The sequence below is a fragment of the Rhodococcus sp. GB-02 genome, assembly GCF_053470465.1.
This window is the reverse complement of the sequence record NZ_JBPUKE010000004.1, coordinates 790,429-813,227: the sequence shown is the minus strand read 5'-3', so window position 1 is coordinate 813,227 and position 22,799 is coordinate 790,429. Positions and strand designations below refer to the sequence as shown.

The 22,799-nt window shown below is 62.3% G+C and carries 19 protein-coding genes and 2 tRNA genes; 12 read left to right on the top strand and 9 right to left on the bottom strand.

All coding sequences use genetic code 11. The features are described 5' to 3' along the window. Window positions 1–65: 65 nt before the first annotated feature. A complete protein-coding gene (locus ACSW29_RS28570; RefSeq protein WP_448278901.1) occupies window positions 66–1,301 on the bottom strand; it encodes an NAD(P)/FAD-dependent oxidoreductase in 1,236 nt (411 codons plus the stop codon). A gap of 167 nt (window positions 1,302–1,468) precedes the next feature. Here ACSW29_RS28570 and ACSW29_RS28565 point away from each other — a divergent pair, with 167 nt between their 5' ends. Beyond that, on the top strand, window positions 1,469–2,092 hold the full coding sequence (locus ACSW29_RS28565; RefSeq protein WP_448278900.1) for a mycothiol-dependent nitroreductase Rv2466c family protein: 624 nt from the start codon (window positions 1,469–1,471) through the stop codon (window positions 2,090–2,092). Here the strand turns inward: ACSW29_RS28565 and ACSW29_RS28560 are convergent. Further along, window positions 2,080–2,958 (bottom strand): M48 family metallopeptidase, encoded by an 879-nt coding sequence (locus ACSW29_RS28560; protein ID WP_448278899.1) that lies wholly within the window; start codon window positions 2,956–2,958, stop codon window positions 2,080–2,082. The genes ACSW29_RS28565 and ACSW29_RS28560 overlap by 13 nt on opposite strands. Before the next feature lie 100 nt (window positions 2,959–3,058). Between ACSW29_RS28560 and ACSW29_RS28555 the strand changes: the two genes are divergently transcribed. Both ACSW29_RS28555 and ACSW29_RS28550 read left to right on the top strand, forming a co-directional pair. Further along, window positions 3,059–3,532 (top strand): ribose-5-phosphate isomerase, encoded by a 474-nt coding sequence (locus ACSW29_RS28555; protein ID WP_003944571.1) that lies wholly within the window; start codon window positions 3,059–3,061, stop codon window positions 3,530–3,532. 15 nt (window positions 3,533–3,547) lie between these two features. Next, complete coding sequence (locus tag ACSW29_RS28550) at window positions 3,548–4,345, top strand: Fpg/Nei family DNA glycosylase (RefSeq protein ID WP_317826161.1); 798 nt, start codon at window positions 3,548–3,550, stop codon at window positions 4,343–4,345. On the opposite strand, the gene ACSW29_RS28545 is transcribed toward ACSW29_RS28550, so the two are convergent. Continuing rightward, window positions 4,342–5,124 (bottom strand): DUF1542 domain-containing protein, encoded by a 783-nt coding sequence (locus ACSW29_RS28545; RefSeq protein WP_448278955.1) that lies wholly within the window; start codon window positions 5,122–5,124, stop codon window positions 4,342–4,344. The two genes, ACSW29_RS28550 and ACSW29_RS28545, sit on opposite strands and share 4 nt — an antisense overlap. Before the next feature lie 192 nt (window positions 5,125–5,316). Next, window positions 5,317–5,390: transfer RNA gene (locus ACSW29_RS28540), tRNA-Gly, on the bottom strand. Between the two features lie 411 nt (window positions 5,391–5,801). Between ACSW29_RS28540 and ACSW29_RS28535 the strand changes: the two genes are divergently transcribed. The 5 genes from ACSW29_RS28535 to clpX all read left to right on the top strand — a co-directional run bounded on the left by ACSW29_RS28535 (window position 5,802) and on the right by clpX (window position 10,504). Further along, window positions 5,802–5,875: transfer RNA gene (locus tag ACSW29_RS28535), tRNA-Pro, on the top strand. A 115-nt stretch (window positions 5,876–5,990) separates the two neighbouring features. After that, entirely contained in the window at window positions 5,991–7,364 is a 1,374-nt protein-coding gene (gene tig / locus ACSW29_RS28530; RefSeq protein WP_448278898.1) for a trigger factor, read from the top strand. Between the two features lie 216 nt (window positions 7,365–7,580). Further along, window positions 7,581–8,168 carry an ATP-dependent Clp protease proteolytic subunit gene (locus ACSW29_RS28525; protein WP_007730960.1) on the top strand — a complete coding sequence of 196 codons (588 nt, stop codon included), beginning with the start codon at window positions 7,581–7,583 and terminating at the stop codon, window positions 8,166–8,168. A 48-nt stretch (window positions 8,169–8,216) separates the two neighbouring features. Continuing rightward, entirely contained in the window at window positions 8,217–8,879 is a 663-nt protein-coding gene (locus tag ACSW29_RS28520) for an ATP-dependent Clp protease proteolytic subunit (protein ID WP_296555113.1), read from the top strand. Window positions 8,880–9,223: 344 nt separating this feature from the next. Next, window positions 9,224–10,504, top strand: a complete 1,281-nt coding sequence (gene clpX / locus ACSW29_RS28515; protein ID WP_003944582.1) for an ATP-dependent Clp protease ATP-binding subunit ClpX — start codon at window positions 9,224–9,226, stop codon at window positions 10,502–10,504. A 100-nt stretch (window positions 10,505–10,604) separates the two neighbouring features. Here clpX and ACSW29_RS28510 read toward each other — a convergent pair whose 3' ends face one another. The 3 genes from ACSW29_RS28510 to ACSW29_RS28500 form a co-directional block, all read right to left on the bottom strand. After that, window positions 10,605–11,942 carry an MFS transporter gene (locus ACSW29_RS28510; protein ID WP_230814005.1) on the bottom strand — a complete coding sequence of 446 codons (1,338 nt, stop codon included), beginning with the start codon at window positions 11,940–11,942 and terminating at the stop codon, window positions 10,605–10,607. 190 nt (window positions 11,943–12,132) lie between these two features. Beyond that, the gene (locus ACSW29_RS28505) at window positions 12,133–14,355 is read right to left on the bottom strand and encodes a glycoside hydrolase family 3 C-terminal domain-containing protein (protein WP_448278897.1); all 2,223 of its coding nucleotides are present in this window, start codon (window positions 14,353–14,355) and stop codon (window positions 12,133–12,135) included. Between the two features lie 71 nt (window positions 14,356–14,426). Continuing rightward, window positions 14,427–15,101: a TetR/AcrR family transcriptional regulator gene (locus ACSW29_RS28500; RefSeq protein WP_448278896.1), complete on the bottom strand. Its 675-nt coding sequence runs from the start codon at window positions 15,099–15,101 to the stop codon at window positions 14,427–14,429. A 126-nt stretch (window positions 15,102–15,227) separates the two neighbouring features. Between ACSW29_RS28500 and aroQ the strand changes: the two genes are divergently transcribed. The 3 genes from aroQ to ACSW29_RS28485 are packed head-to-tail and all read left to right on the top strand — an operon-like array spanning window position 15,228 to window position 18,465. Further along, window positions 15,228–15,677, top strand: coding sequence for a type II 3-dehydroquinate dehydratase (gene aroQ / locus ACSW29_RS28495; RefSeq protein WP_230813998.1), 450 nt, complete (start codon window positions 15,228–15,230; stop codon window positions 15,675–15,677). After that, entirely contained in the window at window positions 15,677–16,555 is an 879-nt protein-coding gene (locus ACSW29_RS28490; RefSeq protein WP_448278895.1) for a shikimate dehydrogenase, read from the top strand. The genes aroQ and ACSW29_RS28490 overlap by 1 nt, the downstream gene beginning before the upstream one ends. After that, window positions 16,552–18,465, top strand: a complete 1,914-nt coding sequence (locus ACSW29_RS28485) for a TIM barrel protein (protein ID WP_448278894.1) — start codon at window positions 16,552–16,554, stop codon at window positions 18,463–18,465. The genes ACSW29_RS28490 and ACSW29_RS28485 overlap by 4 nt, the downstream gene beginning before the upstream one ends. Here ACSW29_RS28485 and fdhD read toward each other — a convergent pair. After that, entirely contained in the window at window positions 18,416–19,285 is an 870-nt protein-coding gene (gene fdhD / locus ACSW29_RS28480) for a formate dehydrogenase accessory sulfurtransferase FdhD (protein ID WP_448278893.1), read from the bottom strand. The two genes, ACSW29_RS28485 and fdhD, sit on opposite strands and share 50 nt — an antisense overlap. 1 nt (window position 19,286) lies before the next feature. After that, window positions 19,287–21,596, bottom strand: a complete 2,310-nt coding sequence (locus ACSW29_RS28475; RefSeq protein WP_448278892.1) for an FdhF/YdeP family oxidoreductase — start codon at window positions 21,594–21,596, stop codon at window positions 19,287–19,289. A 120-nt stretch (window positions 21,597–21,716) separates the two neighbouring features. Here ACSW29_RS28475 and ACSW29_RS28470 point away from each other — a divergent pair, with 120 nt between their 5' ends. Beyond that, the gene (locus ACSW29_RS28470) at window positions 21,717–22,724 is read left to right on the top strand and encodes an iron-siderophore ABC transporter substrate-binding protein (RefSeq protein ID WP_317826169.1); all 1,008 of its coding nucleotides are present in this window, start codon (window positions 21,717–21,719) and stop codon (window positions 22,722–22,724) included. The last annotated feature ends 75 nt before the right edge of the window (window positions 22,725–22,799 follow it).

Sequence of the window (22,799 nt, the reverse complement as noted above, 5' to 3'; positions counted from 1 at the left end):
AAAGATCTCCTCGTTGATGGTGCGGATCTATTACGTCCATCCCATCACGAAGAGAACGGCTTTACTCAAGCGGACGCTTCTGCCAGCGGAATCTGTGGATCGGCCAACCGATCCGGATCGACGGGGCGCGAAGATGCGACCAGTTCCTTGATGGCGTCACCGGCATCCCAGATGTTCACGTTCATGCCGGCGAGTACCTTGTTCGCGGAATCGAGCCAGAACGCCAGGAACTCGCGCTTGTCGACGTCACCGCGAGTGACCACACGGGAATAAGCGCCATGCGGTGCGTGGCCCACGTATTCCATACCGAGGTCGTACTGATCGGTGAAGAAATACGGCATGCGCACGTACTCGGCGGGCCGCCCCAACATGGTGTCTGCAGCCGTCTCGGGTTGGTTGAGCGCGTTTGCCCAGTGCTCCACCCGAATTCGTGCATTCAGAATCGGATGCTGTGCGGCCGCGATGTCTCCTACCGCGACGACGTCGCCGTCGCTGCTCTGCAGACCGGCGTCGACGAGAACTCCGTTGTCGACGTCGATACCCGCCTCCGACGCCAACTCGGTGTTGGGCAATGCGCCGACAGCGATCAACACGGCGTCGGCGGGAATCACGGTTCCATCGCTCAAGGTGACACCCGAGGCTTGATCGCCGTCGACGGAGATTGCGCTGACGTCCGTGCCGGTGCGCAAGTCGACGCCGTTCTGGCGGTGCAGTGCGGCGAAGACCTCACCCATTTCCGGGCCGAGCGTCGATTCGAGCGGGAGGTCGGCATGTTCGAGCACGGTGACGTCGACGTCGAAACCGCGAGCCGACGCGGCAATTTCGAGACCGATCCAGCCGGCACCGATCACGACGAGTTTCTTGTCGGCGGCCAGGGTGCGCAGCAGCGCAGCGGCTTGATCGACTGTTCGCACGTAGTGAACGCCTTCGGCGTCGGCCCCCGGGATGTCGAGGCGCCGCGAACGTGAACCGGTGGCCAGGGCGAGCTTGTCGTAGCCGATCGTGGAACCGTCCGGAAGTGAGACGGTGTGCGCAGCGGTGTCAATCGCCGTTGCCGTGGTTCCCGGTCGAAGATCGACGCGATGGTCGCGGAACCACTCGCCGTCGTGGACGGTGAATTCGGGGAGTGTTTTCTTTCCCGCGAAGAACTCTTTCGACAGCGGCGGACGCTCGTACGGAAGGTGGTCTTCTTCGCTCAAGACGGTGATTTCACCGTCGAAATCTCTGTCACGCAGGGCTTCTGCCATCTTTGCGCCCGCGAGCCCGCCGCCGACGATCACGAATCTCCGGTTGGTGCTCATTACCGAACCACTCCTTCGCACTCGTTTCTTTTCGACACTACTGCGATCGGAAGGTGGTTCGGGGGAAAGCGCGGGAAGGATTGCGGGTTCATGATTGTTGGCAGGACGGGAGATATGTCCCCGAACTGATATGACCTGACCGACATGAACTGATAGGGAGTTTCTTCGTGAGCGCAACCTCGAGCAAGACCACGGACACTGCTGACTTCTGGTTCGACCCGCTCTGCCCGTGGTGCTGGATCACCTCGCGCTGGATTCTCGAGGCCCAGCAGGTACGCGACATCGAGGCCAAGTTCCACGTGATGAGCCTTGCGGTTCTCAACGAGGGCCGCGACCTGCCAGACGAGTACCGCGAGATGATGACCAAGGCCTGGGGACCGGTCCGCGTCGCTATCGCTGCAGCGCAGCTGAAGGGTGACGATATCCTCCTGCCGCTGTACACGGCGATGGGCACGAAGATTCATAACGAGGGAAACAAGGACTTCGCCGACGTCATCAAGTCGTCGCTCGCCGAGGTCGGACTGCCGCCCGAACTGGGCGAGGCTGCCGACACCGACAAGTACGACGAGGCACTGCGCGAGAGCCACCACAAGGGCATGGACGCCGTTGGACCCGACGTCGGAACCCCGACGATCCATGTCAACGGCGTGGCGTTCTTCGGTCCCGTGCTGTCACGTATCCCGCGCGGCGAGGATGCAGGCAAGGTGTGGGACGGCGCCGTCGCGCTGGCCGGCTACCCGCACTTCTTCGAGCTCAAGCGGACCCGCAACGAGGATCCTCAGTTCGACTGAGCGGTAGTGAGCGCCGGATTTCGGTAGAGCTGACCGGGCCGGAAGAACAGATGTCCTGAGTGCGTGCGGTTGCGAAGCGCGGCCGCACGCCAGGTCAGCACCGGATGCGACGACAAGATGTTGACGAACCACGGGAAGAAACCGGATTCGAGTGTCGCGCGATCGGCGAGTTCGTCGAACCCGACCAGACCCACGAGATACTTTCCGGCGCCGAGGACACCCATCGCGCCCGGTGCGCCCTGTGGGCGCATGTGAAAACCGAAGTTGTCTGCCGTGTACTCCATGGAACGCGACAGCGAAGATCCGATCACCGGAATGTAGTTCGACGCGAACTGTCCCCACTGGCGCCAGTACGACGCATGCCCAGCAGCGATGTGGCCGACCTCGTGGCCGATGATGAATGCGAGCGCATCGGGCTCGCGTGCCTGCCCACCGACTTCGAACAGGTCGCTGTAGACGACGACAAAACGGCGAAATCCGTGCCCTGACGCAAACGCGTTGATCCGCCCGTTCCCCAGCACGACGTAGGCATCCGGCGGAGTTTTCATGCCGAACCGTGCGGCAGCCTCGGCAACCAGCTGATACCCCTCCGGAAATTGTGAAGGCGTCATCTTGATTCCGTTGACCTGCTGCGATCCGTACAGCTGACCTCGCGCGAGGAACAGCAAGATCGGAGCCGCGAGCACCACGAGGATCCACGTCGACAGATCACCCGCAGCGATCAGAACGATCGCCACCACATAAGTGACGACCGTCGTCAGAACCGCGAGCACGAGTAGCGGGATTTCCCACGGGTGGCGAACCGCGTCACTGCCCGGTGACACGCGAATGGCGGGTGCAGCGGCCTGAACGTTGGCGGGGTACATGGGCACCACGATAGGTGCGCTCGCACGGCGATGCGCGCTCCTGAAAGTGTGACGTCGACCCGGGTGCGCCCGGCTGGTCGGGCCTGAGAGAATTGTTGCCATGCGCGTATACCTGGGTGCCGACCATGCCGGATTCGAACGTAAGAACGAGATCATCGAACACCTGAAAGCGAACGGCCACGAGGCCATCGACTGTGGTGCTCACGAGTACGACGCCGTGGACGACTACCCGGCCTTCTGCATCGAAGCCGCAAAGCGTGTCGTCGCCGACGAGGGCAGCCTGGGAATCGTCCTCGGTGGCAGTGGCAACGGCGAGCAGATCGCAGCGAACAAGGTTCCCGGCGCACGGTGCGCCCTCGCCTGGAGCGTCGAAACGGCGAAGCTGGCCCGCGAGCACAACAACGCTCAGCTGATCGGCATCGGCGGACGTATGCATTCCCTCGAGGAGTCGCTTGCCATCGTCGACGCTTTCCTCGCCACCGCATGGTCGGGTGAAGAGCGCCACCAGCGTCGTATCGACATCTTGTCCGAGTACGAGAAGACCGGCGTCGCACCGGCTCTGCCGCAAGCCTGATCCGAAAGTTGTTCCGTGCCTGAAGGTCATACCCTGCACCGGCTGGCACGGTTGCATGCCCGCAAGTTCGTCGGTTCACCGGTCCGCGTGCTCAGTCCGCAAGGCAGATTCGCCGAGGACGCGCGCCTGGTGGACGGACACGTACTCACGTCCTCGGATGCCTGGGGAAAGCACCTCTGGCACACGTACGACAATGGATTGACAGTTCACGTACACCTCGGTTTGTACGGAAAGTTCACCGACGCCACCCTGCCGATGGAAGAACCGGTAGGCCAGGTCCGGATGCGAATGGTCGGTGCCGATTTCGGCACCGACCTTCGTGGTCCCACCGCCTGCGAAGTCCTGCTACCGCCTCAGGTCGCCGCGATAGAAGCCCGGCTCGGGCCGGACCCACTGCGCCGCGACGCGGATCCGCAGAAGGCTTGGATGCGAATCTCCAAGTCCAAGACGGCAATCGGCGCCCTGCTGATGGACCAGGCGGTCCTGGCGGGTGTCGGCAACGTTTATCGCGCCGAACTTCTCTTTCGTCACGGAATCAACCCTGAACGACCGGGGAATCTCGTCTCCCACGGCGAGTGGACCGCCATGTGGGCAGACCTTGTCGAATTGATGAAAGTCGGCGTCAGACGCGGGAAGATGCACGTCGTTCGCGCCGAGCACGACAACGGCGATCCGGCGTACGCAAAAGATCGTCCGCGGACCTATGTCTACAGAAGAGCAGGATCGCCGTGCCGCGTGTGCGGCACACCGATCCTGCATTCCGTTATGAAGGCACGAAACTTGTTCTGGTGCCCAGTGTGTCAGTCGGCTTAGAAGTCGAAGCCGCCGAAGTCTCCACCACCGAAATCGCCGCCTCCGAAGTCCCCGTAGTCGCTGCCTCCACCGTCTGCGGTGAAATCGGTGTTGTCGATACTTCCTTGGTCCGCACCGGGATCACCGGCGTCCATGCCCTGATCTCCGGAGTCACCGGCCCCTGAATCGGCCCCTGAATCGGCGCCGGGATCGCCGCCCTGGGCGAAAGCTTCTGCGCCGTAAGGAACCCCTGCCATGCCGGAGAACATGGTCGAGAACAGCATCATCGAACCCAGACCCCAGGCGCCGGCGACGAGGGCAGGCTTCCACCAAGGCTCGGAGTACCAGCCGGCCGGGACCGGGCGACCTGCGACTCGGCCACCGGGGTAGTAGTTGGGTGTGTGCGACGACGGATTGGGTGATGCGGCGACCTTGCGGCCCTCGAATTCGACCTCACGGTCTTCGGTGACAGAACCCGCAGCCTTCTGTCCGTCGATGGAGGGGACTTCCGGCCCCGGATCCATGCCCATCGCCACCCGTGCCGCGCGGATGTAGTAAAGCCCTTCCAGGGCAGTCTGTTTCGCGAGACGAGCCTGAACCGGCGTTGCGGCCTGGTCGATCTGCGATCCTGCGGCGTTGTACCGTTCGCCTGCGTCGGCGAGGGCTTGGCGCGACGCGTCGTCACTGCCGGTCAGGTTGTAGACCTGACCGCCGAGGCGTTCGATCGCCTGCCGGGCATCGGCTTTCGCATCGTCGAGTTGTGTTGCGCTGTGGCCGGAACCGCGTTGCTGGCTTTTCATGACCAGAAATACGACTACGGCCAGAACGACGAGTATGAGAAGAATCGTGGTCACGAGTGGCCTCCCGAGCAGAATCGATCCGGACAACTCCAGGATACGGACCGCCGGGGAGTGGTCGGAGTACACAAAGTCTTAACGCAAAAATCCGCACCGGCTGGGCCGGTGCGGATTTTTGCGGAGTTTCCCTCCTGATGGAGGGGATGACGGGAATCGAACCCGCGTGATCAGTTTGGAAGACTGAGGCTCTACCATTGAGCTACATCCCCGTGCATACGACAACTCGGGATCGCCGTGTTCGTCGTCTGCGATACGAAACTGTACCCAATGCCCCACCGGATTTCATAATCGGGGGGTCGGAGAAGTTCGATACCGGCGTTCACCTGGGGAATTGCCGAATTGCTCGGCGAGTCGGGGTGTCTCGGCCGCAGGCGCGGCTTCTGATTCCGGCTCTGAATGGCAATTGAGGCAAGGCTGTATGTGGCTGCCGTCGGATGACATACTGACGGGGTCGACAGCCGGGCCGTGTACAAATGGCGGTCGGGTTCGTGAGAGAGTAGTGAGCGCGATAGGGTTGTGCGCGGTCACCGATGGTGGCTGCCTTTGTGGCCCGCTGTCTTAGTGGCCTCGGATGGCCGTATCGTGTGTTTCATGTGTTCGGTGTTTCATGTGATCGGAAACGGGATGTAGCGCAGCTTGGTAGCGCATCCGCTTTGGGAGCGGAGGGTCGCAGGTTCAAATCCTGTCATCCCGACAAGTACGTACATGGCACTTCACCTCCAGCTCGTACGGGAGTGAAGTGCCGCGCCAGACAGCAGTACCGATTCAACACAAGTTGTGAGCAAGACCAGACGAAGGAGCGAAGTTTCGTGAAGAGCACCGTCGAGCAGCTCAGCCCGACGCGAGTCCGTATCAACGTTGAGGTGCCCTTCGCGGAACTCAAGTCTGATTTCGACAAGGCCTACAAGGCCCTCGCGCAGCAGATTCGTCTCCCCGGCTTCCGTCCCGGCAAGGCTCCGGCCCGCCTTCTCGAAGCACGTGTCGGTCGCGGCGCTGTGCTCGAGCAGGTCGTCAACGACGCTCTGCCGTCGCGTTACTCCGAGGCTGTCACCAGCGCCGGCGTGAAGGCCATCGGCCAGCCCGAGATCGAGGTCACCAAGATCGAAGACGGCGAGCTCCTCGAGTTCACCGCCGAGGTCGACGTGCGCCCCGAGATCGAGCTTCCCGACTTCAGCTCCATCAACGTCGAGGTCGATCCGATCGAGATCACCGACGAAGCCATCGAAGAGCAGCTGCTTTCGCTGCGTCAGCGTTTCGGCACCCTCACCGGCGTCGACCGCGCAGTCGAGGACGGCGACTTCGTCTCGATCGATCTGTCGGCCACCGTCGACGGCGAGAACGTTGCCGAGGCAACCGCGAGCGGACTGTCGCACGAGGTTGGTTCGGGCCAGCTCATCGAGGGCCTCGACGAAGCCATCATCGGCCTCGAGGCGGGGGGGTCCAAGGACTTCACGTCGACGCTGGTCGCCGGCGAGCACGCAGGCAAGGAAGCTGTTGTCACCGTGACCGTGCAGACGGTCAAGGAGCGCGAGCTTCCGGCTGAGGACGACGAGTTCGCTCAGCTCGCCAGCGAGTTCGACACCCTGGAAGAACTGAAGGCTGACCTCCGTGAGCGCGTCGCACGCGTCCGCAAGGTCGAGCAGGCCGGTCAGATCCGCGACAAGGTTCTCGAGCAGCTGCTCGAGACCGTCGAGGTTCCGTTGCCGGAGGCCGTCGTCAAGGCTGAGGTCGACGCAGCACTGCACGACGCCGTTCACGGTCTCGATCACGACGAAGAGGCACTGAACAAGCTCCTCGAAGAGCAGGGCAGCAGCCGCGAAGAGTTCGACAAGGATGCACAGGAAGCTGCTGAGCGCTCCGTCAAGACGCAGCTCTTGCTCGACTCGATTGCCGATGCGGGCAACGTCACCGTCGGTCAGGACGAGCTCACCGAGCGCATCCTGTTCCAGGCGCAGCGTTACGGTATGGCTCCTGAGCAGTTCATCCAGCAGATCCAGCAGGCCAACCAGCTCGGCGCCGTCTTCGCAGACGTTCGTCGCGGCAAGGCTCTCGCGTCCGTCGTCGAGTCGGCCGGTGTCAAGGACACCTCCGGCGCAGTTGTCGACACCGCAGAGCTGTTCGGCAGCAGTGAGGCCGAAACCGAAGCGGACGAGTCTGATTCCGCCGAGAGCGAAGACAAGTAAAAACGCAGGCGGACGGGTGTTTTCACCACGATCGACTGCACTGAGTTTTCCGCTTTGAGCGAAGTAGGGCGGCACCGGGACTCCGGTGCCGCCCTACTTCGTTACTGTCTGTGTCAGTAGAAGTGTTTCGCATAGACGATCCACCGCACAAGTAGATCCACATAGAAGGCAGGTACCGTGACTTCCAATCACCTGGAGACTTTGCAGAGTCCCGCCATGACTTCAGCGACCGCTGGGTTGAACCTCAGCGACTCGGTGTACGAGCGCTTGCTGCGAGAGCGCATCATTTTCCTCGGTACCCAGGTCGACGACGACATCGCCAACAAGCTGTGCGCACAGATCCTGTTGCTCTCGGCCGAGGACCCGACGCGAGACATCTCGCTCTACATCAACTCGCCCGGTGGATCCGTGACCGCAGGTATGGCGATCTTCGACACGATGCAGTTCGCCGAGTGCGACATCGCCACCTTCGGCATGGGCCTTGCGGCGTCGATGGGTCAGTTCCTGCTCTCGGCAGGCACCAAGGGCAAGCGATACGCACTGCCTCACGCCCGCATCATGATGCACCAGCCGTCCGCCGGTATCGGTGGTTCCGCCAGCGACATCGCGATCATGGCTGAGCAGTTCAAGCACACCAAGCGCGAAATGGCCGAGCTGATCGCTCAGCACACCGGTCAGACGGTCGAGCAGATCACCGCGGACTCCGACCGTGACCGTTGGTTCACGGCGAAGGAAGCTCTCGAGTACGGCTTCGTCGACCACGTCGTCTCCCGTGCGAATCAGGCCGGCGGCACCGGCAACTGAGCCGGTTCGTCCATCCCTTCGCTGCCCAATTCATACTTTGGAGAACTGATGACCAATCTTTTCGGAGCTAACTCGCTGGGCGGCCAGACGCCGTCAGGCCCCCAATCGCGCTACATCCTGCCCCAGTTCACGGAGCAGACCAGCTACGGCGTCAAGACGTCCGACCCGTACAACAAGCTGTTCGAGGAGCGCATCATCTTCCTCGGCTCGCAGGTCGACGACGTCTCCGCCAATGACCTCATGGCGCAGTTGTTGGTTCTCGAATCGCAGGATCCGGACCGCGACATCACCATGTACATCAACTCGCCCGGTGGTTCGTTCACCGCGCTGATGGCGATCTACGACACGATGCAGTACGTCCGTGCCGACATTTCCACCGTTTGCCTCGGTCAGGCTGCTTCGGCAGCTGCCGTGCTTCTCGCCGGTGGTACGCCGGGCAAGCGCTTCGCGCTCCCCAACTCGCGCATTCTGATCCACCAGCCGGCCACGGGCGGCATCCAGGGTCAGGTTTCCGATCTGGAGATCCAGGCTGCGGAGATCGAGCGTATGCGTCGGCTCATGGAGAGCACGCTGTCGCTGCACACGGGCAAGGATCCGGAGACCATCCGAGTCGACACCGATCGCGACAAGATCCTCACGGCCGAGCAGGCCAAGGAGTACGGCATCATCGACGACGTGCTCGCTTACCGGAAGCTCAGCGCACAGAAGTAGTCGATTTCCGCCTCGTGTCGAGGATCTGTATCCCGATTCCCGACACGAGGCGGACACGTCGAGAAGTGCCTGGTGGAGCGCTCGCCAGGCTGAAATCTCGGCTCTTTTCCTTTTTATCCGCAGGCGAAACGCCGAGAACAGGTCGACCCCGTTCGGGATCTGCGGGTACCGTCACTTCACGGGCTGGTTCTCGACCGGCGTTCTGCGATTGTTCGACCAGATTTGTTCGATCAGTTTGTTGATCAGTTTGTCTGATCTGACAACTACCGACGTACTGCGGAGCGTCTCGACCGATCGAGTGGCGGCGAGTGCACGTACATGATGGAAAGTAGGGACCTCACGAGATGGCACGCATCGGCGACGGCGGGGATCTGCTCAAGTGCTCTTTCTGCGGTAAGAGTCAGAAGCAGGTCAAAAAGCTCATTGCAGGACCCGGGGTGTACATCTGCGACGAGTGCATCGACCTCTGCAATGAGATCATCGAAGAGGAATTGGCCGAATCGAGCGAGGTCAAGCTCGACGAGCTTCCCAAGCCTGCGGAGATCCGAGAATTCCTCGAGAACTACGTCATCGGTCAGGACTCCGCGAAGCGGACGTTGGCCGTGGCCGTCTACAACCACTACAAGCGCATTCAGGCCGGCGACAAGGGCCGTGATGCGCGGGGTGAGACGGTTGAGCTCGCAAAATCCAACATCTTGATGCTCGGCCCCACCGGCTGTGGCAAGACGTATCTCGCCCAGACACTCGCGAAGATGCTCAACGTCCCGTTCGCCATCGCCGATGCGACGGCGTTGACCGAGGCCGGCTACGTCGGTGAGGACGTCGAGAACATTCTGCTCAAGCTGATTCAGGCTGCCGACTACGACGTCAAGCGCGCCGAGACCGGAATCATCTACATCGACGAGGTCGACAAGATCGCGCGTAAGAGCGAGAATCCGTCGATCACGCGTGACGTGTCCGGCGAAGGCGTTCAGCAGGCGTTGCTGAAGATCCTCGAAGGCACGCAGGCGAGTGTCCCGCCGCAGGGTGGCCGCAAGCATCCACACCAGGAATTCATCCAGATCGACACCACGAACGTGCTGTTCATCGTCGCGGGCGCGTTCGCAGGTCTCGAGCGGATCGTCTCCGATCGTGTCGGCAAGCGCGGTATCGGTTTCGGTGCCGAGGTTCGGTCGAAGGCCGAACTGGATACGGTCGATCGTTTCGCCGAGGTCATGCCGGAGGATTTGATCAAGTTCGGTCTGATTCCGGAGTTCATCGGCCGACTGCCGATGATCGCGTCGGTGACCAACCTCGACAAGGAATCGCTCGTTCAGATCTTGTCGGAGCCCAAGAACGCTCTCGTCAAGCAGTATCGTCGTCTGTTCGACATGGACGGCGTCGAACTCGAGTTCACCGAAGAAGCGCTCGACGCTATTGCCGATCAGGCGATCTTGCGTGGAACCGGTGCGCGTGGCCTGCGCGCCATCATGGAAGAAGTTCTTCTTCCCGTGATGTACGACATCCCCAGCCGTGACGACGTCGAAAAGGTGGTCGTCACCGCGGAGACCGTCAACGACAACGTACTTCCGACCATCGTTCCGCGTAAGCCGGAACGCGGCGAGCGTCGCGACAAGACGGCGTAGAACTTCAAAACGACTGTGGCCCGGCATCTCTCGCGAGATGCCGGGCCACAGTCGTTCGCGCAACACAGTCGTTCGTGCAGGGTGTCTGTGGGGTGGTCGGCTAGATCGGGTTGCCGAGCTCCTTGAGGGGAGTGCGGAACGTCTCCTTGGCGGTGAACGCCGAGATCGCGCAGATGACGCAGGCCACCGAAGTCAGAATGGCAACGGGCATCCAGTGTGTCTTGTCGCCGCCCATGAGGGCGTTGCCGATGGCGGGGGCAAAGCCTGCGAGGGCGAAGCCGACCTGGGTGCCGATCGCAATGCCCGAGTAGCGGACCTTGGTGTTGAACATCTCGGAGTAGAACGACGGCCAGATGGCATTCGGGGCAGCGTAGAAGACGGACATCAATCCGATTGCGGCGAGGAAGATCAGGGGAACGTTGCCGCTGGCGATTGCGCCGAAGTACACGTAGATGAACACCGCGCTACCGAGGGCGCCACCGATGAACAGCGGCCTGCGACCGATCCGGTCGGAGAGCATCGCCCAGGCAGGCTGACTGAGCAGGGCTACGGCGTTGGCTGCGATGGCAACCCAGAGCATGGTCGACTTCGGAATCCCCACTTCTTCGGTGGTGGCGAAAGCGAGACCGAAGACGGAGAAGATGGTCGAGACGACGGCGATGAAAGCGCAGCAGATCACGCGAATCAGATTTGCGCTGTGGGTGCGAAGAAGATCGGCAACAGGCAATTTGGCGACGGTCTTGGATTCCTGCTGCTCGGTGAACTCTTCGGGTTCTTCGAGCTTGAGACGCATGATGTATGCCGCGACCAGAACGATCAGGCTGCCCCAGAACGGGATTCGCCAGCCCCACGTGTAAAGGATGTCGTCGGGGAGTGCGGCAATGGGCAGGAATACGAGGCTGGCGAGGATGAAGCCGGCCTGGGTGCCGTTGAGGGTCCAACTGCAGAAGAACGCGCGTCGGCCTTCGGGGGCGTGTTCGAGCGTCAGTGAGCTGGCACCGCTCTGTTCACCGGCGGCGGAGATGCCCTGGGCGATTCTCATCAGGACAAGAAGTATCGGTGCAAAAACTCCGATCGAATCGGCGCTGGGAATACATCCGATGAGGAAGGTGGCTGCGCCCATCAGAATGAGCGTGAGCAGCATGATCTTCTTGCGGCCGACGCGGTCACCGAAATGGCCGAGGACTACAGCGCCGAGGGGGCGCGCGACGTACGCGACACCGAAAGTGGCCAGCGAAAGCAGAGCCGCATGTCCGCTGTCCGGGAAGAACACGGTGGGGAAGATGAGCGCAGCGGCAGAGGCGTAGATGTAGAAGTCGTAGTACTCGAGCATGCTGCCGAGAAACGACGACGTTGCGGCGCGCTTGACCTTGGTCGTGTCCGGCCTGGCCAAGGATCCCGCCTCGGGGCCGGACGGTGTAACCGTACTAGCTGACATGCTCATCTCCTGGGTGGAAGCGTCGTGGAGGCTCTACATCCGCTGATTGTGTTCGTATTGAGAACGTCTGTGCGGAGAGCGATACAAGGAATGTAACCGACGCCACAGCAACTACACAAGATTATTAACCAAATAGTTCATAAAAATCTACTGGCGGTCACACCACTCGTCGAAACCGCAGTTCAGTGAGCTAGTAGGCCGGCTGTGCTGCGGCCGCCACCAACTGCTCCACCTGTTCCTCGGTGATGCCGAGGCCGAAGGTGGCGAGTTTTCCGAGCGGCATAGAACCGGCGAGCGCCATCATCTCGGGACTGACCGACTGCGCACCTTCGCCTGCTGCGGCGGACATGGCGGCGCCGAGAACGGCACTACCGACGGGATGGGCGAGCCATTCGCCGATGGTCGACATTGCGTCGAGTGTGCCGACGCCGACGTTCCCGGCCAGGGTGATCGTGTCGGTTCTCGCGATGTCCCGAGACGAGAAACCGACGCGGATCTCGTAGTCGCCAGGTTCGATCGCCCAGTCCTGCGCCGCGACGGACCAATAGGCAAATGCCCTGGTGTCGAGCGTGATGTTCACGGTCGCAGATTCGTCGGGGTGGAGGTGGACCTTGGCAAAGCCCTTCAATTCCTGCACGGGACGGTCGATGCTTTCCGAGGCGTCGTGGACGTAGACCTGAACGACGGTGCTGCCCGATCGGTCGCCGCTGTTGCGCACGGTGACGGTCACTTCGGCGGAATTCTCACCGGCCTCGACAGACGTATCGGTGATGTCGAAGGTGGTGTAGCTCAGCCCGAACCCGAACGGGTACGCCACTTCGCGCAGCACGGAGTCGTAGTAGCGGTATCCCACGTACAGGCCTTCGCCGTAGCGGACGTGCTGCTGGGCTCCCGGGAAATGCAGATACGACGGATTGTCTTGGAGGCGAAGCGGAATGGTCTCCGTCAGACGCCCGGACGGATTCGTGATGCCGAACAGAAGGTCGGCAATCGCCGAGCCGCCGGCCTGGCCGAGTAGCCAACCCTCGAGGATTGCGGCGGCATGATCCTTCCAAGGCTCGATCGAAATCACGCCACCGTTGGAGAGCACGACCACGGTGTTCGGGTTCGCACCGTGCACCGCTTCCAGCAGGGCAATCTGATCGGCGGGCAGATCGATGTGGGTTCGGTCGAACCCTTCGGATTCGGTGGCGGACGGTAGTCCGAGGAAGAGCACAGCGACGTCAGCGCGGCGCGCGGCGTCGACAGCCTCGGTGATCATGTCGTCGTCCGGAGTGCTGTCGAAGGTGAAGCCCGGTGCGAAGGTGACGCGGTCGGCGCCTTCGAGGTCGAGGATCGCGTCCAAGGCATTGTCGAGCTTGGTTGGAACCACCTGTGAACTGCCGGCCCCCTGGTACCGCGGGCTGCACGCGAATTCTCCGATCACCGCGACAGTTTGCCCGCCGGGGGTCAGTGGCAGTAGTTCTCCGTCGTTGGCCAGCAATACAGCGGACTCCGTCGCCGCGATCCGTGCCAGTTCGTGGTGACGCTCGACGTCGTACGTGTGGCCTTCGGTGCGCGCGGCGGCGGTGCGTTTCACCAGCGTCGACAGTCGTTCGGCTGCAGTGTTGAGTACGGATTCGTCAAGGTCTCCGCCGCGCACGGCGTCGACGATCTGGGTGTCGGTTCCGGTCGACGGCATTTCCAGATCGAGGCCGGCGGCGAGTGCCGCCACGCGATCGTTGACCGCTCCCCAGTCCGAAACAACGAGGCCGTCGAAGCCCCACTGCTCGCGGAGTACCTCGGTGAGCAGCCAATGGTTCTGGCTCGAGTAGACACCGTTGATCTTGTTGTACGAGCACATGACCGTCGTCGGGGCCGCGGTCTTGACGGCGTACTCGAATCCGGCCAGATAGATCTCGCGCAGCGTCCGCTCGTCGACGTCGGCGCTGACTCTCATCCGGTCGTGCTCTTGGTTGTTGGCAGCGAAGTGCTTGAGCGAGGTTCCGACGCCGCGAGACTGGATGCCGGTGATCAGTGCTGCCGCGACGCGGCCGGAGAGGAATGGGTCCTCGGAGACGTATTCGAAATTCCGGCCGCACAACGGGGATCGTTTGATGTTGATACCGGGACCGAGGAGAACCGAGACCTGTTCGGCTTTGGCTTCGTCGCCCAGAGCCTCACCGACCTGGCGGATGAGGTCGAGGTTCCACGACGAGCCCAACCCGACTGCCGGCGGAAAACACGTCGCGGGAATGCTGTGGCCGAGTCCGAGTGCGTCGCCACCCTCGGGTTGTTTCCGGACTCCGTGCGGACCGTCGGTCAGCAATATCGATTCGATTCCGGCAACGGACTGGCTGTGCCAGAAATCCGAGCCGGACGTCAACGACGCTTTCTCCTCGAGTGAAAGCCCGTCTACGTAATTCTCGGTCACGTCATTCCTCCCGGTGGCAGCTGTGAGTTCCACTCACCACCGTAGGGGGATTTTTCGGACTTCGGGGTGGGTCAGGACGGCGTCGGTGAGGTCAGGAACGCAACAACCATGTCGCCGAGAATCGTTCGTAGATGTTCGCGATGAGTCGAGTCGGTCAGATCACGGTCGAAGAGCGCTTTGAACGTGTACCGGTTGGCGATGCGGAAGACGCAGTAACTGCTGATCAACATGTGAATATCGAGGGCATCGACGTCGGAGCGGAATACCCCCGCCTGTTGCCCGTCGTGGAGGATCTGCGAGACCAGGTCGGCGGCGGGTGCGCCGAGGCCGCTGAGTAGTTCGGATTTCTCGATGTGCTCGCCGCGGAGCATGTTCTCGTTTGCCACCAGCCGAATGAAGTTCGGGTGCTGTTCGTGGTGGTCGAAGGTCAGTTCGGCCAAGGCGCGCACTGCTGCGGTGGGGTTCAATCCCTCGAGGTCGAGTTCGCGCTCCTGCGCACGAATCACGCTGTACGCGTGTTCGAGGACTGATTTGTACAGCCCTTCCTTGTCGGTGAAGTAGTAGTAGATCATCCGTTTGGTGGTGTGCGTCTTGGTTGCGATCTCGTCCACCCGGGCGCCGGCGAAGCCCTTGTCGGCAAACTCTTCGGTGGCCACGGCGATGATGTTCACCCTGGTCAGGTCACTGTTTCGGCGTCGCTTCTCCGGCTTCGACGCCACAGAGTTCACTGACTGCTCGGAAACCATGTGCTCACTCTATCTGTCAGCAGTTTGTCGACTTTGCTTGTCGAGTTCGCGTCGGGGGAGTAACGTCCAGTGAATTAACTCACTAGTTCGTACATTAACTTCGAACGTCGACACCGAGGTGCCCTGATGACTCCATCTCTACCGGTTCTGGTTCTCAACGGGCCCAACTTGAATTTGTTGGGCCAGCGCCAACCGGAGTTCTACGGGAGAGGCACCCTGGACGACGTCGTTTCCCGCTGCGAAGTTGCGGCCGAGAAGTTCGGAGCGGTGGTCGAAGCAAAGCAGTCGAACCACGAGGGTCAACTGATCGATTGGATCCACGAGGCCAGGGGAAGAGTCGCGGGCATCGTCATCAATCCCGGTGGGTATTCGCATACCTCCGTTGCCTTGCGAGACGCACTGGTCACACTCGACGCCCCCGTGGTGGAGGTGCACATCAGCAACATCCACGGCCGCGAAGAATTCCGTCACCACTCCTACGTGTCCGGGATCGCCGACGCGGTCATCTGCGGGTTAGGGATCGACGGTTACAGCGCCGCAGTCGAATTCGTCTGCATTCGAGAAGGGAAGAACTGATGAGTGATTCGATCCTCTGCGGTCTGATCGGCACCGGCATCGGAGCCTCCTTGACTCCGATCATGCACGAGGAAGAAGGCCGCAGACAGGGCCTGCCGTACGTTTACCGCATCCTCGATCTCGACGCGATGGGGATGGCGCCGTCGGACATCGGTGAACTTCTGACGTATGCACGACGTTTCGGGTTCCGCGGCCTCAACATCACTCACCCGTGCAAGCAGTTGGTGATCGAGCACCTCGACGAGCTCTCGCCCGATGCGAGCCGGCTCGGCGCGGTGAACACGGTCCTCTTCGACTCCGGCAAGGCGATCGGACACAACACCGATTGGTCGGGCTTCGGCCGGAATTTCGACGAGGGGCTACCCGGTGCGCAGCTCGCTCGCGTCGTGCAGCTCGGTGCGGGCGGAGCAGGTGCGGCGGTTGCCTATGCCGCGCTCACCCGCGGCGTCGGGACGCTGACGTTGGTCGATTCGAGCCTGGCTCGCGCGGAAGAACTCGCGCATGCCTTCTCGCGGCAGTTTCCCGCGCAGGTAGTCGAGGCGCGGCACACGAGCGACCTCGCAGAAGCGCTCGGCAACGCGAACGGATTGATCCACGCGACACCGATGGGAATGGCGGCCCATCCCGGAATGGCCTTCTCCCCGGATCTGCTCCGCCCCGATCTGTGGGTGGCGGAAATCGTCTACCGCCCGCTCGAAACGGAACTGTTGCGTCAGGCCAGGTTGATCGGCGCGCCGACGCTCAGCGGAGGCGGAATGACTGTCTTCCAGGCCGTCGACGCGTTCCGGATCTTCACGGGCATCGAGCCCGACAGTAAGCGCATGCTCGCGCACATGACGGAACTTGTACACGGCGAACAGACTGCGGCAGCGCTGTGAGTGCCCCGGTCCGGACGTCGATCGCGACGGTATCGCTGAGCGGCACTCTCGAGGAGAAGCTCGACGCCATCGCTGCTGCCGGCTTCGACGGCTTCGAGGTGTTCGAGCCGGATTTTGTTGCTTCGCCGTGGTCCCCGAAGGAATTACGAACGAGGGCTGCGGATCTGGGCTTGACCCTCGATCTGTATCAGCCGTTCCGTGACTTCGACACGGTGGACGAGGCCCAATTTGCTCGGAATCTTGTTCGAGTGCAACGCAAATTCGAGCTCATGGATCAACTGGGATGCGAGACGCTCCTGGTGTGCTCCTCGCCCCTGCCGACCGCAAGTCACGATGACGGTCAGTTGACGGAGCAGTTCGGAGCTCTCGCCGAACTGGCGTCCGAGCACGGCAAGAAGGTTGCCTATGAGGCGCTCGCGTGGGGTGCCCACGTCAACACGTACGGCCATGCGTGGCAGATCGTCGAGGGCGTCGACCATCCTTCGCTCGGTACCTGTCTGGACAGCTTTCACATCCTCTCGCGCGGTGACGATCCCGCCGGAATTCGCGAGATTCCTGGCGAGAAGATCTTCTTCCTCCAGTTGGCGGACGCTCCGTTCTTGGCGATGGACATCCTCCAGTGGAGCCGGCATCACCGAAACTTCCCGGGGCAGGGCAGCTTCGATCTCAGTGCGTTCGCTCAGCATGTCTACGCCACCGGTTACGACGGACCGTGGTCGCTCGAGATCTTCAACGACGTATTCCGCCGCGCGGACACCCAGCGGACGGCAATCGACGCTCATCGGTCGCTCCTCCATCTGGAAGAACAGGTCGCTGCCGCGAACCCTGCCGCCGGTGGACCCACGCTGTTCACCGCCCCGGAGCGCACCCCGCTCGAAGGGATCGTGTCTCTGCGAATCGCTGCGGGTCCGGCTAAACAGGACCAGGTGCACTCGATGCTCTCTCGCGTCGGTTTTCATCTTCTCGGACGGCACCACGATCACGATTTGCAGTTGTGGCGGCACGGACCGCTCACCGTTGCCGTGGATGCGACTGCGGGCACGGTGTGGACGGCGCCCGGGCTGCCTGCGGATCTACCGGTTCTCACTCAGATCGGCATCAGGGCAACCGAACCCGAGGTGTGGGGAGAGCGCGCTCTGGCTCTCGAAGTGCCGGCGACGCGCGTGCAGTTGCCGGGATCGAGCGACGAGAACTCCGAGGTACCGGACGTCGTACGTCTGAAGGTCACCGACGCGACGTCGATCGATCTGCGGGGCCCCGGCAGTGCTGCGGCCTGGGAATCGGCTTTCGAGATCTATCCGCTACCCGCCGAGCGCAATCGTGAACAGGGCGTAGTGTTCACCGGGATCGACCATGTGGCGCTTGCAGTTCCGGCCGAGAGCTGGGACGGCATCATGCTGCTCCTGCGGTCGGTGTTCGAGATGCAACCGCACGAGGGGCAGGACGTCACCGATTCCGTCGGCCTCATGCGGAGCCAGGCGCTCACGCTCGTTCAAGACGGCGACGGACATGCCCTGCGCATCTCGCTGAACATGGTGGAGGGCAGTCGAAGCGGGCTGCCGACGGTTCGCCGCGGCGGCGTCAGTCACGTCGCCTTCGCGTGTGAGAACATCTTCGGTGCTGCGGCGTCTATGCAGGACTGGGGCTTTGTGCCGCTACCCATTTCCCCGAACTACTACGACGATCTCGACGCGCGTTTCGGACTGAATGCCGAACTGCTCGACCGTATGCGTGGCGCCGGAATCCTTTACGACGCGGATGCTCACGGTGAGTTCTTCCACCTGTTCACCCCGACCGTCGGGGGAGACCTGTTCTTCGAGGTCGTGCAGCGAGTGGGTGGGTACGAGGGTTACGGGGAGGTCAACTCCGCTGTGCGACTGTCGGCTCAGCTGCGTGCGAGTTCGACGTGACCTCGACTCGGTGCGGGTGCGAGTAGACGTTCATTGAATCGCCGCGGATGAAACCGGCGAGAGTCAGCCCGGACTCCTGCGCTAGTTCCACGGACAGGGAGGACGGCGCGGAGACGGCTCCGAGGATCGGAATGCCGGCCATGACGGCCTTCTGGACGAGTTCGAACGATGCCCGTCCACTGACGATCAAGATCGTGTCGTAGAGGGGCACTCGGCCGTCGGTGATTGCCCACCCGATCACCTTGTCGACGGCGTTGTGACGGCCGACGTCCTCGCGCAGTGCCAAGAGTTCGCCGGTGGCAGTGAACAATCCGGCCGCGTGCAGGCCGCCGGTGCGCTCGAAGATCCGTTGGCTCTCCCGCAGTGTGATCGGCATGGCCGCCAGGACGGTTGACGTGACGGAAGTGGTGTCACCGACCAACGGATGACGCGTCGTGGTCCGGACGGCGTCGAGTGAGGTCTTGCCGCACACTCCGCACGCGGAACTGACCACGGTGTTGCGGTCGGTAGTGTGATCGGGCACCGGCACTCCGGGAGCGAGAGCGATGTCGAGGACGTTGTACGTGTTCGCGCCGGTGTCGTCGACGCCGTCGCAGTAGCGGACGACGCTCACGTCGTCGCGGGTGGCGATGACGCCTTCGCTGAGAAGGAATCCGTGTGCGAGGTCAACGTCGTTGCCGGGTGTTCGCATCGTCACGGCCAGCACCTGGCCGCCGACCCTCATTTCGAGTGGTTCCTCGACGGCCAGCGTGTCGGGGCGTGTGACGACCCGATCACCCGAGATTCGAACGACCGGTGTTCGTGCGGTGACTCGTCCCATCTCAGGCGCCTGATGCTTCGAGTCGAACGGTGACCGCCTTCGAGACCGGTGTGTTCGACTTGGCTGCAACGTGTTCGAGGGGAACGAGGGGATTTGTCTCGGGGTAGTAAGCCGCCGCATTACCGCGGGGGGTGTCGTAGGAGACGATGCGGAACTCCGTGACCCGACGCTCTTCGAGAGTGCCGTCTGGGGTTGTCCACTCGGACACGATGTCGACCAGATCGCCGTCGCGGAATCCGAGTGCGGTGATGTCTTCGGCATTGACGAGGATGACTTTGCGTCCACCCTTGATGCCGCGGTATCTGTCGTCGAGGCCGTAGATCGTGGTGTTGTACTGGTCGTGGCTTCGCATGGTCTGCAGAATCAGACGGCCACGGGGAGTGGGTATCCAGTGCAGTTCGTTCACGCCGAAGTTGGCTTTGCCGGTGTGCGTGCGGAACTCACGCGAGTCACGCGGCGGGTGTGGGAGCTGGAATCCATCCGGCTGGCGAACCCGGGTGTTGTAGTTTTCGCATCCGGGCACCACTCGTGAGATGGAGTCGCGAATCAGGTCGTAGTTGCCCTCGAAGGCCGACCAGCGGACGGTGTGATCGCTGCCGAGTAGTTCGCGGGCGAGTTGGCAGATGATGGCGACTTCGCTACGCAGGTAGGGGCTGACCGGCGTGAGGCGTCCGCGCGACAGGTGCACCATGGACATCGAATCCTCCACGGAGACAAGCTGCTTTCCGCCGGCCTGGACGTCGAGGTCGGTGCGTCCGAGGGTGGGGAGGATGATTGCAGTCTGCCCGTGAACGACGTGGCTTCGGTTCAGTTTGGTGGAAACCTGAACGGTGAGTTCGCATTGGCGCAGCGCGGTTTCGGTGGCTGCGGTGTCCGGGCTGGCCTGGATGAAGTTGCCTCCCATCGCCATGAAGAAGCTTGCCTTGCCGGCGTTCATGGCGCGGATCGCGTCGACGGTGTCCCATCCGTGCTTGCGGGGACTCGAGATCGAGAACTCGGTGTCGAGCGCGGCCAGGAACTCTTCCGGCATCTTCTCCCAGATGCCCATCGTGCGGTCACCCTGGACATTGGAGTGTCCTCGCACCGGACAGACCCCGGCACCGGGTTTGCCCATCATTCCACGCATGAGCAGCAGGTTGACCGCTTCTTCGATGGTGGCGACTCCGTGTGTGTGCTGAGTGATGCCCATGGCCCAGCAAGTGACGGTTCGCTCGGATCGGGCAAGCGCGGCAGCCGTTTCCTCGAGCTGCGCCATCGACAGGCCCGTCGCCTCGAGTACAGTGCCGAGATCGACCGCGCGGATGTGCTTCTCGTATTCGTCCCAACCGGCGCAGTACCGGTCGACGAATGCGCGATCGACGACGGTGCCGGGAGCGCGATCTTCCTGTTCGAGCAGCAGCTTCCCCAGGCCCTGGAACAGCGCCATGTCTCCGCCCAGCCGGATCTGCAGGAACTCGTCCGCGATCTCGACTCCCTGCCCGATCACGCCGGACACCTTCTGCGGATCCTTGAACCTTCGCAATCCCGCCTCGGGTAGGGGATTGATGGCAATGATCTTGGCGCCGTTGCCCTTTGCCTTCTCCAGCGTCGAGAGCATTCGAGGGTGGTTGGTGCCGGGATTCTGCCCGGCGATGAGGATGAGATCGGCGTTCTCGAGGTCGGGGACGGTCACCGAGCCTTTGCCGATGCCGATGGATTCGGTCAGTGCGCTCCCGGACGACTCGTGACACATGTTGGAACAGTCGGGCATGTTGTTGGTGCCATAGCTCCGAATCATCAACTGGTAGAGAAAAGCCGCTTCGTTGGACGTGCGACCCGAGGTGTAGAACACCGCTTCGTCCGGCGATGCGAGGCCGTTGAGATGTTCGGCGATCAGAGCGTACGCGCCGTCCCAGTCGATCGGCTGGTAATGGGTTGCTCCCGGGGTCAGGACCATCGGGTGCGTCAGTCGGCCCTGTTGGCCGAGCCAGTAATCGGTCTTGCCTTCGAGGTCGGCGATCGAGTGCTCCGCGAAGAATTCGGGTGTGACCGTGCGAAGCGTTGCTTCCTCGGCAACGGCTTTCGCTCCGTTCTCGCAGAACTCGGCGGGCTTGCGATGTCCGGGAGTCTCCGGCCACGCACACCCCGGGCAGTCGAAGCCGTGACGCTGGTTGAGCCTGGTGAGCGTTCGGGCAGTCCGCAAGGCTCCCATCTGCTCGATTCCTCGTTGCAGCGACACCAGAACGGCCGGCACTCCGGCGGCGTAGTCCTTGGGGTGCGTGACTTCGAGATCCGATTCGTCGATGTCTTTCGAGGGGCCCTGGCGCGTCATGTCTCCATAGTGGCCCGAACGAGCCGGTACTGCCATCGAACGGGCCGGTCGAAGTCGCCGGAATGCGACAATCATCGGCTAGCCTTACCTACCGAACTAGCGGACTTAAGGGGTAAGAACATGGATCGAACGGACGCAGGTCGGCTGACCCGGCGCGGATTTCTGATCGGCACGTCGGGAGCGTTGCTGGCATTCGCCGCAGCCTGCTCCAGTTCGAACGACGAGGACACACCCTCGAGCGGCGACACTGCGGGGTCGATCACCCACAAGTTCGGTACCACCGAACTGCCCAAGGATCCGCAGCGGATCGTCAGTGTCGGGTACAACGATCAGGATGCGATTCTCGCGCTCGGCGGGACCTTGGTCGGAACCTTCGACTGGTACGGCGACTACCCCTCGGGTGTGTGGCCGTGGGCGCAACCCCTGCTGAACGGGTCGACTCCGGAGATCATCGGAACCGCGGGCACCACCATTCAGATCGAGAAGGTCGCCTCCGTGACACCCGACCTCATTGTGGGGACCTACTCCGGGCTCACTCAGGCGCAGTACGACAAACTCAGTGCCATCGCGCCGACAGTGGCACAGCCGAAGGAATTCGCGGATTACGGAATCCCCTGGCAGAACCAGACGACCATCATCGGCGAGGCATTGGGGCAGCAGGGAAAGGCCACCGAACTGATCGCCGGCGTCGAGGAGAAGTTCGCCGACGTGAAGACGGCCAATCCAGCGTTTGCCGGCAAGACTGTTCTGGTCGGCGCGTTGAAGGGGCCGGGGCAGTTCGGGGTCTACGGACCGGAAGACCCCAAGGTGCGGTTCTTCACCGAACTCGGATTCGTGAATCCGCCTGTCACCGATCAGATCACGGGTAACTTCGCCGAGATCAGCACCGAGCAACTCTCTCTTGCCGACGTCGACGTACTCGTCTGGTACGCCGGTGGTGGTTACGGTGACAAGCTTCGCGCGGAATTGGACAAGACCCCGATCTACCAGGAACTCGACGTCGTGAAGGACGGCCGCGCGATCATTCTGGAAGACGCTGCTGCCGAAGCCATGACGTGGAGCACCGTACTGAGCCTGCCGTACGCGCTCGAACAGATTCCGCCGCGGATTGCGGGCTTGCTCGTCTGATCGGTTCACCGACAGGTCGGTTCACGGACAGGTGGGTTCAAGGACAGCGCTGTTCAAGGTCCAAGAATTCGGACA

Coding starts and splice junctions, on each gene's coding strand:
- ACSW29_RS28525 (WP_007730960.1), top strand. CDS start 7,581: ATGACTTCAGCGACCGCTGGGTTGAACCTCAGCGACTCGGTGTACGAG.
- fdhD (WP_448278893.1), bottom strand. CDS start 19,285: ATGGGACGAGTCACCGCACGAACACCGGTCGTTCGAATCTCGGGTGAT.
- ACSW29_RS28545 (WP_448278955.1), bottom strand. CDS start 5,124: ATGAAAAGCCAGCAACGCGGTTCCGGCCACAGCGCAACACAACTCGAC.
- aroQ (WP_230813998.1), top strand. CDS start 15,228: ATGACTCCATCTCTACCGGTTCTGGTTCTCAACGGGCCCAACTTGAAT.
- ACSW29_RS28475 (WP_448278892.1), bottom strand. CDS start 21,596: ATGACGCGCCAGGGCCCCTCGAAAGACATCGACGAATCGGATCTCGAA.
- ACSW29_RS28510 (WP_230814005.1), bottom strand. CDS start 11,942: ATGTCAGCTAGTACGGTTACACCGTCCGGCCCCGAGGCGGGATCCTTG.
- ACSW29_RS28500 (WP_448278896.1), bottom strand. CDS start 15,101: ATGGTTTCCGAGCAGTCAGTGAACTCTGTGGCGTCGAAGCCGGAGAAG.
- clpX (WP_003944582.1), top strand. CDS start 9,224: ATGGCACGCATCGGCGACGGCGGGGATCTGCTCAAGTGCTCTTTCTGC.
- ACSW29_RS28490 (WP_448278895.1), top strand. CDS start 15,677: ATGAGTGATTCGATCCTCTGCGGTCTGATCGGCACCGGCATCGGAGCC.
- ACSW29_RS28560 (WP_448278899.1), bottom strand. CDS start 2,958: ATGTACCCCGCCAACGTTCAGGCCGCTGCACCCGCCATTCGCGTGTCA.
- ACSW29_RS28520 (WP_296555113.1), top strand. CDS start 8,217: ATGACCAATCTTTTCGGAGCTAACTCGCTGGGCGGCCAGACGCCGTCA.
- ACSW29_RS28470 (WP_317826169.1), top strand. CDS start 21,717: ATGGATCGAACGGACGCAGGTCGGCTGACCCGGCGCGGATTTCTGATC.
- ACSW29_RS28570 (WP_448278901.1), bottom strand. CDS start 1,301: ATGAGCACCAACCGGAGATTCGTGATCGTCGGCGGCGGGCTCGCGGGC.
- ACSW29_RS28555 (WP_003944571.1), top strand. CDS start 3,059: ATGCGCGTATACCTGGGTGCCGACCATGCCGGATTCGAACGTAAGAAC.